12 protein-coding genes are annotated in these 12,593 nt (G+C 43.7%); all 12 read left to right on the top strand.

The annotated features are described in order from the left end of the window. The first annotated feature begins 1 nt into the window (after position 1). The 12 genes from fliR (at position 2) to NSQ91_RS19405 (ending at position 12,588) form a co-directional block, all read left to right on the top strand. Positions 2–787 (top strand): flagellar biosynthetic protein FliR, encoded by a 786-nt coding sequence (fliR, locus tag NSQ91_RS19460; protein WP_076220245.1) that lies wholly within the window; start codon positions 2–4, stop codon positions 785–787. A 22-nt stretch (positions 788–809) separates the two neighbouring features. Further along, positions 810–1,904, top strand: a complete 1,095-nt coding sequence (gene flhB / locus NSQ91_RS19455) for a flagellar biosynthesis protein FlhB (RefSeq protein ID WP_076304475.1) — start codon at positions 810–812, stop codon at positions 1,902–1,904. A 17-nt stretch (positions 1,905–1,921) separates the two neighbouring features. Next, entirely contained in the window at positions 1,922–3,955 is a 2,034-nt protein-coding gene (gene flhA, locus NSQ91_RS19450) for a flagellar biosynthesis protein FlhA (protein ID WP_036688509.1), read from the top strand. Beyond that, positions 3,952–5,337 carry a flagellar biosynthesis protein FlhF gene (gene flhF, locus NSQ91_RS19445; RefSeq protein ID WP_076304474.1) on the top strand — a complete coding sequence of 462 codons (1,386 nt, stop codon included), beginning with the start codon at positions 3,952–3,954 and terminating at the stop codon, positions 5,335–5,337. The genes flhA and flhF overlap by 4 nt, the downstream gene beginning before the upstream one ends. Continuing rightward, entirely contained in the window at positions 5,334–6,215 is an 882-nt protein-coding gene (locus NSQ91_RS19440; protein ID WP_076276206.1) for a MinD/ParA family protein, read from the top strand. The genes flhF and NSQ91_RS19440 overlap by 4 nt, the downstream gene beginning before the upstream one ends. A 33-nt stretch (positions 6,216–6,248) precedes the next feature. Then, the gene (locus NSQ91_RS19435) at positions 6,249–7,580 is read left to right on the top strand and encodes a protein-glutamate methylesterase/protein-glutamine glutaminase (RefSeq protein WP_076127819.1); all 1,332 of its coding nucleotides are present in this window, start codon (positions 6,249–6,251) and stop codon (positions 7,578–7,580) included. A 34-nt stretch (positions 7,581–7,614) separates the two neighbouring features. Then, positions 7,615–9,687, top strand: a complete 2,073-nt coding sequence (locus NSQ91_RS19430; protein ID WP_076304473.1) for a chemotaxis protein CheA — start codon at positions 7,615–7,617, stop codon at positions 9,685–9,687. Positions 9,688–9,714: 27 nt separating this feature from the next. Further along, on the top strand, positions 9,715–10,176 hold the full coding sequence (locus NSQ91_RS19425) for a chemotaxis protein CheW (RefSeq protein WP_036688501.1): 462 nt from the start codon (positions 9,715–9,717) through the stop codon (positions 10,174–10,176). A gap of 36 nt (positions 10,177–10,212) precedes the next feature. Continuing rightward, complete coding sequence (locus tag NSQ91_RS19420) at positions 10,213–10,806, top strand: chemotaxis protein CheC (RefSeq protein WP_282579874.1); 594 nt, start codon at positions 10,213–10,215, stop codon at positions 10,804–10,806. Further along, positions 10,799–11,296, top strand: a complete 498-nt coding sequence (locus NSQ91_RS19415; RefSeq protein ID WP_036688499.1) for a chemotaxis protein CheD — start codon at positions 10,799–10,801, stop codon at positions 11,294–11,296. Before NSQ91_RS19420 ends, NSQ91_RS19415 begins: the two co-directional genes overlap by 8 nt. Before the next feature lie 2 nt (positions 11,297–11,298). Continuing rightward, on the top strand, positions 11,299–11,709 hold the full coding sequence (locus NSQ91_RS19410; RefSeq protein ID WP_370510671.1) for a hypothetical protein: 411 nt from the start codon (positions 11,299–11,301) through the stop codon (positions 11,707–11,709). A 90-nt stretch (positions 11,710–11,799) separates the two neighbouring features. Beyond that, on the top strand, positions 11,800–12,588 hold the full coding sequence (locus NSQ91_RS19405; protein ID WP_076304472.1) for a FliA/WhiG family RNA polymerase sigma factor: 789 nt from the start codon (positions 11,800–11,802) through the stop codon (positions 12,586–12,588). Positions 12,589–12,593: the final 5 nt, after the last annotated feature.

The following is a 12,593-nucleotide window of genomic DNA, read 5'->3' as shown; positions in this document are numbered from 1 at the left end:
CATGGAGACCATACTGCAAAGTTTACCCGTCTTTTTGCTTATTTTTTGTCGAATAACCGCTTTTTTTGTTGTCGTTCCTGTATTTTCTTCACAAGGGGTCCCGACAACCTTTAAGATTGGCATTTCTTTTTTTGTAGCATTGGTTGTCTTTAGTGCTAACGGAACAGGACTTACAATCCCGCAGGATTTCAGTTATATTTTGCTGATTGCCAGAGAGGTATTAATAGGTTTATTGCTAGGTTTCATTGGATATTTGATGTTTATGGCGATTCAGACAGCAGGTTCGTTTATAGATATTCAGATTGGCTTCGGTATTGCTAATGTCATTGATCCTATGACTGGAACATCTGCACCTGTTATCGGTAATTTCAAATATATGATTGCCCTGCTAATGTTTCTGAGCATGAATGGTCATCACCATCTGCTAGATGCTATTGTGTACAGTTATAAATGGGTTCCTATGAATAATGATTTATTTCTAGGCATGATTGACGGTAGTTTATCAGAGTTTCTGGTTCGAACATTTGTGCAGTCCTTTGTACTCGCTTTTCAAATGTCGGCTCCTTTAGTAACTGCGCTGTTTCTGACTGATGTTGGCCTTGCTTTCTTGGCGAGAACGGCTCCGCAATATAATGTATTTGTTATTGGGGTTCCGCTCAAAATCATTATAGGTCTTGCACTGCTTTTAGTGCTCATGCCTGGTCTGGCTGTGCTGTTTCAGAATCTCTTCGATATCATGTTCGAATCCATGGAGAATTTATTGAGTCTCATGGGGAAGAGTCCGTAGGTGACCGTAAGGGGAGCGTATTATGCCTAAGACGAAGCGGTATAGACTGGATCTTCAACAATTCGCCGGTGAAAAGACGGAAAAAGCAACCCCGAAGAAACGGCAAGATGCTCGTAAAAAGGGTCAAGTAGCCAAAAGTGCTGAGCTATCCGGTGCAGTTGTATTGTTATCCGCAATAGTTAGCTTGATGATGTTTGGTGGTTTTATGAAAGAGCGTTTCATGAAGCTATATATGGACGTATTTCAGAATCAAATGACACTGGAGGTTACTCCTGAGAATATAACGCTGCTATTTAATCAATATGGACTACAAATACTGATTTTGCTAGCTCCATTACTTGGAATAGTTTTTGTTATGGCGCTGGTAAGCAATTTGGCGCAGGTGGGATTTATGACCACAGGAGAGGGGATCACCCCTAAATTCAGCAAGCTTAATCCGATAAAAGGGTTCAAAAATATTTTCTCCATGCGTTCGTTTGTCGAGTTCCTGAAATCCATATTTAAGCTTCTAATTATCGCTTATCTGGTATATAGCACTTTATGGGGAGAAAAGAAGAACTTTGCATCCCTGTCGCATATCAGTGCGGAGGGGATTTTTAAATTTGCGGCCAAGCTGACGATGAGTCTTGGTTTGAAAATCGGGGCTGCCCTATTGGTTATGGCTTTTCTGGACTACATGTATCAGAAATACGAGCATGAAAAAAGCCTAAAAATGTCCAAGCAGGATATCAAGGATGAATACAAAAAAATGGAGGGTGACCCTCTAATCAAAGGTAAGATCAGGGAACGCCAACGTAGAATGGCCATGCAGCGTATGATGCAGGAAGTTCCAAATGCGGATGTAATCATTACGAATCCTACGCACTTTGCTGTTGCGCTTAAATATGACGGTACCAAGATGGAAGCACCGCAGATTATAGCAAAAGGGCAGGATTATGTAGCACTTCGCATCCGGGAGCTGGCTAAAGAGCACGGCGTCGTGACTATGGAAAACAAACCGCTGGCACGGGCATTATTCCAAAGGGCAGAGATTGGAGATGTCGTTCCAAATGATCTGTTCCAGGCTGTGGCTGAAGTGCTGGCATATGTATATAAGCTTAAAGGTAAGAGGAGATAAGGCGGGGGGTTAGGACATTGAAAGCTAAAGATTTAACAGTTTTGCTAGGCATCATCGGGATCGTGCTTATGATGATTCTGCCTATCCCGTCCTGGCTATTGGACGTTTTGCTTGTTATTAACATCTCAATCGCATTAATTATCATTCTGGTTGCTATGAATACGAAAAATGCACTCGAATTTTCAATTTTCCCTTCATTGCTCCTAGTAACCACACTGTTTCGTCTGTCACTTAACATCTCGACTACAAAACTGATCCTGACTTACGGAGATGCCGGTTCAGTGGTATCTACTTTCGGTAGCTGGATCGCTGGCGGACAAATTGCTGTTGGGTTTATCGTGTTTCTGATCCTGGTAGTAGTTCAGTTTATTGTTATCACCAAAGGTTCAGAGCGCGTAGCTGAGGTAGGCGCTAGATTTACCTTGGATGCGATGCCCGGTAAGCAAATGAGTATTGATGCCGATCTTAACGCAGGCATGATTAACGAAACCCAGGCACGTGAGCGTCGTCGTAACGTAGAACGCGAAGCGGATTTTTTCGGAGCCATGGACGGTGCGAGTAAATTCGTTAAAGGAGACGCGATTGCGAGTATTATCATCTTGCTGATCAACCTCATCGGTGGATTTATCATCGGTATGATGGTTCACGGGATGGACTTTGCTACTGCGTTATCCACTTATTCTGTATTAACCATCGGGGACGGTCTCGTCAGTCAAATTCCAGCTTTGCTGATTTCGACAGCAGCCGGCTTGATTGTTACTAGAGCTTCTTCGGAAGGTAATCTTGCAGAAGAGCTGACAGGACAGTTGTTGTCCTATCCGAAATTGTTGTATATTGTCGCAGTTACGGTAGCTTTTCTTGGACTCTTTACACCCATACATATGATTACAACGCTCCCATTGGCCGGATTGCTGGCTTTTGCAGCCTACCGTATGGGACAAAATTTAAATAAGAAACAGATTGCCGAAGAGCAACTTGTTGAAGAGAAGCAGATTGAAGAGGTACGAAGTCCGGAAAGTGTCATTAATTTGCTGTCAGTTGATCCCATTGAATTCGAGTTTGGTTATGGTCTTATTCCTTTGGCGGATACAGGTCAGGGAGGCGATCTGTTAGATCGTATCATCATGATTCGACGGCAATGTGCCCTAGAAATGGGTCTTGTAGTACCTGTTATTCGCATTCGCGACAATATTCAACTAAAACCGAATGAATATGTCATAAAAATTAAAGGAAATACAGTCGGCGGTGGTGAATTATTACTTAATCATTACCTTGCAATGAGTCCAGGATATGATGATGAATCTATAAACGGTATTGAGACCATCGAACCATCCTTTGGGCTTCCAGCATTATGGATTGATGAATCGGTTAAAGAGCGGGCTGAATTGTCCGGCTATACTGTAGTAGACCCTCCATCTGTTGTCGCAACACATCTGACGGAGTTAATCAAACGTCATGGACATGAGCTGATAGGAAGACAAGAAACTAAGATGCTGGTGGACAACCTTAGGGATAATTATCCAGTGCTCGTCGACGATCTTATTCCTTCCGTATTGGCGATTGGGGATGTGCAGAAGGTTCTTGCTAAGCTGCTTCGTGAAAAGATATCGATCAGAGATTTGGTTACGATTTTTGAGACATTGGCGGATTATGGGACATACACCAAGGATCCGGATATTCTCACTGAATATGTTCGTCAGTCCTTGTCCAGACAGATTACTCAGCAATTCTCACAAGTAGGAGAGACACTGAAAGTCATCACGGTTGGACCTAATCTTGAAAAGAAAATTTCCGAGAGTGTGCAGCAATCTGAACAGGGAAGTTATTTGGCCCTTGATCCAACTTCGACACAAACGATCTATCAGCGGTTAAGTGAACAGATCAATCGATTGCTGCAGACAGGGCAACAGCCAATAGTGCTCACATCACCAACCATTCGTATGTATTTGCGGCAGGTGATTGAACGAACGATGCAGGACATTCCTGTACTGTCTTATAGCGAGCTAGAGCCTAACATTGAAATACAAAGCGTCGGAGTGGTGAATTTATGAGAGTGAAGCGTTACGTGGTCGATTCGATGCCTGACGCCATGCTTTCCATTCGCAACGAGCTTGGGAGCGAGGCCGTCATTTTAAGTACAAAGGAAATCAAAATCGGCGGATTTTTAGGGTTATTTAAGAAGAAAAAAATAGAAGTTGTAGCAGCAGTAGAAAAGGCAGAGAAGAATAATGTTCCAAAAAAGCCGGCTGCGCCAGCGATGAACATTCCACGGAGTGCAGTACCACAGGCTTATCAAAAAGCGTCATCTGCTTCAACTACATCTTCTATACCTTCCGTACCTTCTGTTTCATTAGAAAAGCCAGAAGAGTCACGGACGTTTGCTGAGATTGCCGCAGCCTTATCGGAAGCTATCAATGTACAAGAATCGATAGCCAAGCATCCGGAGCCAGTACCTGAGCAAAAACTTCCTGAATTAAATCTGGAAGATGCACCTTCTGTATCAGCGTTGTATGAATCATTAGGATTAGAACAATCGCCAGAGGTTGCCACTGCTCTCGAAAATGATGTTCTACGTGAGATTAGAGATATGAAGCTCTGGATGGAGCGAATTGCCAGACAATCCTCAGGTGGAAGAGAACTGCCAGACAGTCTGCAGGAGCTACGGGATCTTTTATTAGAGCAAGAAATGGATGCTGTGCTTGTTGAGGAATGGATCAGTAACATCTCGGAACGTTGGGTAGATGAAGGGCGTACTTGGGGACCTGAGAAATTTATGGGATCTCTTAAAGAACAGATTGATGGTTTCCTGACGGGACGAATTGCTGATGGAATTGCCCGGGATACTCAAATTGTATATATTGCCGGACCCACTGGAGTTGGAAAGACCACAACCATAGCTAAGCTTGCGGCAGAACAGCTATTTAAGCACGGACGCAAGGTAGGATTTATCACCTCCGATACGTATAGAATCTCAGCTGTTGAACAGTTGCGAACCTATGCTGCTATCCTCAATGTCCCACTGGAGGTTGTCCAATCGCCAGGAGATTTGCAAAGAGCACTCTTTCGCTTGGAGAGTTGTGATCTAGTATTAATGGATACAGCTGGCCGAAATTATCGCAATGATATGCTAGTAGCAGAACTGCAAAGCTTGCTTGCGAAGGAATTGAGAAGTGAAACCTATCTTGTGCTTAGCCTGACCTCCAAAAGCCGAGATATGAAACTTATTGCAGAGCATTTCGGCAGATATAGACTGGACAAGGTTATTTTCACAAAGCTGGATGAGACGGGGAGTTACGGCCCGCTCTTTAATGTCCTGAATGACTTCCCACTTACCTTGTCTTATATGACCGATGGTCAAAATGTACCTGATGATCTGCTTATGGCTACCAAAGGACAGCTTAGTGAGTTGCTTCTTGGAACAGGTGAAACATGATGGATCAGGCACAATCCTTAAGACAGCTTGTATCCAGTCAGGATTCTAAAGTAGCTGTAAGAGGGGGATCATCCGCCAGGATCATTACGGTGTGTAGTGGTAAAGGGGGCGTTGGTAAGTCGAATTTTACACTTAACTTCGCTCTAACTTTAAAAGCTATGGGCAAACGGGTTTTGCTGTTCGATGCAGATATCGGCATGGCTAATATAGATGTGTTGATGGGCGTATCGGCGAGATATAATCTTTATCATTTGTTAAAAAGAGAAGCGGATATCGAGCAGATTATTCAATACGGTCCGAATTCGCTCCCTTTTATAGCTGGTGGCTCTGGAATGGATGAGCTATTTACTCTTTCAGAGTCTGATCTTGATTATTTCACAAATCAGATAGCACTTATCGCGGACAGCATGGATTATATTTTGTTCGATACAGGTGCTGGATTATCTAAGGAAACGATGAAGTTTATAACTTCTGCCGACGATTGCTTAGTCGTTACTACACCAGAACCAACAGCTATCACAGATGCATACGCATTAATGAAGGTTGTGAATCGTTCCTATCCTGAGACTTCCTTTAAATTGATTGTGAACCAGGCAGGTGATGAAAGGGAAGCCATAGCGACAAGCGACAAGATCCGAATGGCCGCCAGTCGTTTTTTGCAATTAGATATTTCTTATCTTGGTCATATAAGCTCAGATGCCCATGTAGTGCAGGCTGTCAAAAGGCAAACGCCTTTCACATTGGCTTTTCCAAACAGTATTGCTGCAAAGGATATACATCGGCTTGCCCTAAGTTATTTGACCATTGATTCTAAAAAGACCACAAAAGTCCAAGGGATTAAAGGCTTTATCCATAAATGGTTAAAGCGAAGTAAATAGTTGTTCTGAATTTGGGACAGAGGTGGAAATGATATGAAGCCATATAAAGTATTGGTTGTTGATGATTCGGCATTTATGCGCAAGATCATTTCCGATTTAATTGAAAATGACGCTGACTTTCAGGTGACGGCAACAGCAAAAAACGGTCGTGAGGCTATCGAAAAAATCAATGAGCTTCGTCCAGATCTGGTTACTATGGATGTAGAAATGCCAGAAATGAACGGCCTGGAAGCGCTGAAAATAATAATGGCCTCAGACCCTCTGCCAGTGATTATGCTGTCAGGGATCAATGAAGAGGGCATGAAGGAAACCATTCTTGCACTGGAATGGGGCGCTTTTGACTTTATTCGTAAACCTTCGATTACCAACTCTCAGGATATCATGGGAGTGGGAGAATCCTTAAGGGAACAAATGAAAGAGGCTATGATGGCCCGGGAGCAGCGCGAAGCACGTGCTTCTGCATTTAAGTTGCCAGACATACCGCCAGTAGAAGTCGCACCGCCAACTGTACCGAGAGTGATGCCCGGCAAACCCAAGGTAGAACCTAAAGCTTCACTCAAAAATGAAGTGACCAAAAAACCGCGGGTGAAGCAGCCGTTAGATCATACTGTTCCTAAAAGAGCAGCAAAACCATTAATCTCTACTCCACCACCTTTATCAGAAAAGAGTAATGCAAGGTCAAGAGTAGAGAATAACGCTACCCCACCAAAACCGTTGCCTAAACCTAAAGTGGAAGTGTCTTCTGACGCTCCTGCAAATCCTCAGGTCCGGAAGTATGGGAGTAATGATCTGCAAAAGTTGGTTGCCGTGGGGTGCTCTACAGGTGGACCACGTGCCCTAAAGGTATTTCTGGAGAAGATTCCTGCAGATTTTCCAGCGCCTATTGTTATTGTGCAGCATATGCCGCCTAACTTTACCAAATCACTAGCCCAGCGACTGAATACCTTCAGCCCGCTAGAAGTGATTGAAGCTGAGCAGGGGATGATATTGCAAAAAGGAACTGCTTATATAGCACCTGGAGGCTATCATTTACAAGTTGTCCCATCCTCTAGAGGGCAATATGCGGTTGTACTCACAAAGGAGGAGGCACGTAATGGCCATCGACCTTCTGTGGATGTTTTATTTGAATCATTGCTGCCGCTCACATCGTTAGAACGTCATTTGTTACTAATGACAGGGATGGGTAGTGATGGGGCAAGAATGATGAAATCCTTATACGACTCTGGGGTAACCTCAACCTTTGCTGAAAGCGAAGAAACTTGTGTCGTATATGGAATGCCGCGATCTGCGGTGGAATTACAGTGCGTCCAGCACGTACTGCCTTTGCAAGAAATTGCTCCAAGGCTGGTGCAAGCTGTTAAATAACAGAAAAGCGAACTCAAAGGGGAGGTGCTCACTGATGGACATGAACCAATATTTATCCATGTTTATTGATGAGTCGAACGATCATCTGCAGTCATTGAACGAGAGCATGATGGGGCTGGAAGCGAATCCTGAGGACATTAGTATTGTACAGGTAATATTCCGCTCTGCGCATACCTTAAAAGGTATGGCAGCAACTATGGGCTTTGAAGATTTGGCTTCACTCACACACCAAATGGAAAATGTTCTTGATTTGGTACGCAACAACAAACTGCGCATGCAGGATTTCATTTTTGATACGTTGTTCAAAAGTTTGGATGCCTTGGAGTCTATGGTTGAGGATATTACGGGAGGAGGCGAGGGTAAAGCGGATGTTTCGTCTATCGTCTCCTCCTTACAGGCTATAGTCCGGGGAGAGATTCCTGTTGCGGGTGGTGAGGCAGCTTCTGTCTCAGGACCTGCTGCACAAGCGGTTGAAACCCCGATTCATTTAGATGAGTTTCAATTTTCTGTTCTAGAACAGTCGATTCAAGAAGGACATCAAGTATTATATGTGGACGTAACCATTCGCAAGGATTGTCAGCTTAAGGCAGTACGTGCATATATGGTGTTTGATCTTTTGGAGCGTTCAGGTGAAGTGGTTAAATCCTTCCCATCCGTTCAGGATATTGAACAAGAGAAATTTGATCAAAGCTTCTCTCTCTATTACATAACTCAAAAAAGTGCTGATCAAATTCAGGCTATGATACTAAATCTGTCTGAGATTGATAAGGTATCGGCAGTAGCATTGGATCAAGACTCTCTGCAACAGCTGGGTCAAGAAACAGCAGCAGCCTCTGAAGTGGCTGCCACGACTACTGAGGCTCCAGCAGCAGCTACACCTGCCGCTTCTGCCGCTAAACCCCTGCCAACCAAAGAAGAAGGAAACAAACCGGCAGCTCACAAAACAGGTGGGGCACCATCACGTACCATTCGTGTAGATATTGAACGTTTGGACGTGTTGATGAATTTATTCAGTGAACTTCTTATCGACCGTGTCCGATTGGAACAGCTGGCTTCTGAGGTTCAAAATGGTGATCTTACAGAAACGGTTGAGCATATGGGCCGGGTAAGCGGAGATCTCCAGAATATTGTAATGAAGCTGCGGATGGTTCCAGTAGATACAGTATTTAACCGATTCCCACGTATGATTCGTGATCTAGCCAAGTCACTAGACAAAAAAGTAGATCTTATCATCACGGGAGCAGAAACTGAGCTGGACCGAACGGTCATTGACGAAATCGGGGATCCGCTGGTGCATTTATTGCGTAATGCAGTTGACCATGGTATCGAATCCATTGCGGATCGTGTTGCTGCTGGTAAACCTGAGACCGGAACGGTCTATTTGCGGGCTTTCCACAGTGGTAATCACGTCTTCATTGAGATCGAAGAAGATGGAACAGGGATTTATCCAGAGAAGGTTCTGAAATCTGCTGTGAAGAAGGGTGTTATAACACAAGAGCAGGCAGCCAGTATGTCGGACGATGAAGCTTTTCAGTTGTTATTTGCCCCAGGCTTCAGTACAGCAGAGGTCATTTCTGATGTTTCAGGCCGCGGGGTAGGGCTGGATGTAGTGAAATCTAAGATTTCTTCTTTAGGCGGCAATGTAACGATTTATTCTGCTCCAGGTAAAGGAACAAATTTCTCAGTGCAGCTGCCTTTAACTCTATCAATCATTGCTGCAATGCTTATCCGATTAGGTTCCGAGAAGTATGCCATTCCTTTGACCTCTATAGTGGAAACCGGAATCGTGAAGCAATCTCAGATCCGTACAATCCATGGCAATAAAATGGTAGAATTCCGTGATTCGCATATTCCTCTGGTTTCACTAAGTCGTCTCTTTTCAGTACCAGATTATGATGAGAGTACCGAAGAAGAAACAGAAATCGTAGTGGTGCGCAAGGGAGAAAGATTAGTTGCCTTAGCAGTACAGGATTTTATTGGCCAGAACGAGGTTGTGATTAAGAATCTGGGTAAATATTTGCCTGATGTACAAGGAATATCTGGCGCAACCATTCTTGGTGATGGTCAAGTAGCACTTATTATTGATCCGAACGCTTTTATTAAATAACTAGGATAGAACAGGGAGGTTCATTCCATGGCTGAAGATATTAAAGTGATAGTGTTTAAATTAGGCGTAGAGGAATATGGAATTGAAGTTGAAAAGGTACAAACTATTGAGCGCATGATGCCCATTACTCGTGTACCTAAGACCTATTCATTTATCAAAGGTGTAATTAATTTACGTGGGGTTGTTATTCCTGTAATTGATCTACGGGGCCGTTTCGGCATCGAAGAGGCTGAACACACCGATCAGACAAGAATCATCATCGTCTCTGTTAATGAAATGGAAGTAGGCTTCATTGTAGACTCTGCAAATGATGTTATAGATTTGAACAGAGATTCTATTGATACACCTCCTGATGTTGTTGGCGGCATCAAGGCAAAGTATTTGGATGGGGTGGCCAAGATTGGAGACGAGCGCTTACTGATTATGCTTAACTTGTCAGAAGTGCTTAACAAAAGCGAAATCGTTCAATTAGAAAGCCTAGAGGGCTAACCTGTGGAACTATTTAAGCACTATAAGGATTTCAAAATGGATGTGCTTAAGGAAGTTGGGAACATTGGTGCTGGAAATGCAGCCACCGCATTATCACAGCTCTTGAATAAGCCGATAGATATGGCTGTTCCTAAGGTACAGCTCCTTAACTTTGAAGAAATAACAGATAAAGTTGGCGGAGCCGAAGAACTTGTATATGCGGTGTTTCTACGTGTGGAGGGTGAAGCTCCAGGTAACCTGTTTTTCATTCTGTCACCAGAAGCGGCTATGAACTTGCTTAGTCGTATTGCGGGCATTGAGCTATCGAGTAATGAAGAGCTTGGAGAAATGGAGCTCTCTGCACTAAGCGAAATTGGCAATATTTTGGCAGGATCGTATCTTTCTTCTCTAGCAGATTTCACCGCACTTTCTATGTATCCAACGGTGCCGGCCCTTGCTATGGACATGGCTGGCGCTATCCTTAGCTACGGTCTGCTGCAATTCGGGCAGATGGGGGACGATGCATTGTTGATCGACACTACCTTCTTCGAAGGAAAAAACGAAATTGAAGGGCAATTTTTCCTTATTCCCGATCCGGAATCATTCCCGAAAATCTTCAAATCGCTAGGAGTTCCTTTTGAAAATGATTGAAGAACAAAGCATTATTAAAGTAGGGATGGCGGATCTTAACGTGGGTAGCCAAGACAGTTTAATTCGTACCACAGGTCTTGGCTCCTGCGTGGGATTAACATTGTTTGACCCTGGAAAAAAGCTTGCAGGGATGGCGCATGTAATGCTCCCATCATCTGAGATTGCTAGGGAAGGGCAGTTAAACATCGCTAAGTTTGCAGATACTGCAGTGCCGGAGCTCTTATCCCGTCTGCTAGAGCTTGGGGCGGTTCGGAGCCGGATCGTAGCCAAGATGGCCGGAGGTTCACAAATGTTTGCCTTTGCCGGGGGGAGCGACACCATGAGGATCGGGCCTCGTAATGTTGAATCTTGTAAACTAGCACTTGAAAATTTAAAAATTCCGTTAATCGCAGAAGACACAGGCGGCAATTATGGCCGTACGATAGAAATAGCCTGCAACACTGGTATATTGTTTATTCGCAGTGTGCAAAAAGGCGCTAAGGAACTATAATTATGAATATGATTGGAAACATTTTGATAAACTTGGTGTCGGGTTTGGTAGGTTTCATATTTACCTTTTTTGTAACCTACAGTAACAATGTATTGGGTACTAGTTTATTAAGAAGCCTAATTGCATTTATCATCTGGTTTCTGCTTGCTTTCCTCGTAAGATGGGTATTGGGTTTTATTATGATTCAAACATCGCCTCCGGATGAAGTGGATACTGGTGGTGAAGAACTTGGGGCGAAGCTGGATATCAGCACGCCTAATGAGGATGAAGAATTAATCAATCTACTAAAACCGAAGCCAGGACAAGGAAACGAAAATAGCGAGGGATTTAAGCCTCTTACACCTCCTAAGCTAGTTTCGATGAAGGATCCTGAAGAATTGGCCAAGGCCGTTCGTCACCTGAAAGAAGAATAAGTGAGGGCTGAGGCGGAATCGGTGATCTTATTGGAAGGTACATTTCGCCGCGAATGCTCGCTGACTAAACTTTGGGAAGGGTGAAAGCTATTGAACGAGCGTAAAGCTTCTCAATTGGAAACTGACGAGCTATGGGAACAGTGGAAAGAACACAGAGACCCTGATGCCAAAAAGAAGCTGATAGAGAGTTATCTCCATATTGTTGATTATGTATCCAGTCGTTTGGCTGTGGGATTACCCAAAAATGTATCCAAAGATGATTTAGCCAGTAATGGGGTTGTGGGACTAATTGATGCGATTGAGAAATTCGACTACAAACGAGGATTGCAGTTTCAGACCTATGCGTCCTGGCGTGTGCGTGGTGCGATATTAGATTCATTACGCCAAAGTGATTGGGTACCTAGATCCGTTAGGGAAAAAGCTAAAAAAATTGAGGACGCTTATCAGCAGCTGGAGCAGAAGCACTTAAGGTCAGTTAGTGACGAGGAAATGAGCCAATACCTTAATATTAGTGAACTGGAATTTCAAAATATGTTGCAGGATGTGGCTGTGATGTCACTTTGTTCACTGGAAGACCCGATTCGTGAAGAGGAATCAGAGACCCGAATGTCCATACTGGTGGACGATAAAGCTAAGAATCCGGATAGCAAGGTAAATGAATTCTACTTGCGCGAAGCGCTCACCAAAGGTATTGAGAAATTAACGGTGAAAGAAAGGACCGTTGTGTCCCTTTTATATTATGAAGATTTATCTTTAAGTGAGATTGCTGAGGTCATGTCGTTATCTCCTTCAAGAATTTCGCAGTTGCATTCCAAAGCTATTTTGCGGCTGAGGGGAACGCTCGAGAAGAACCGTGATCTCCTTATGCAGAACGATTAACCGTT

Origin of the sequence: Paenibacillus sp. FSL R7-0048, assembly GCF_038004505.1 — a bacterium.
GTDB classification, from domain to species: Bacteria; Bacillota; Bacilli; order Paenibacillales; family Paenibacillaceae; genus Paenibacillus_AQ; species Paenibacillus_AQ odorifer.
Note: the sequence above shows the minus strand (reverse complement) of the source record. Positions and strands in the feature narration are given on the sequence as shown.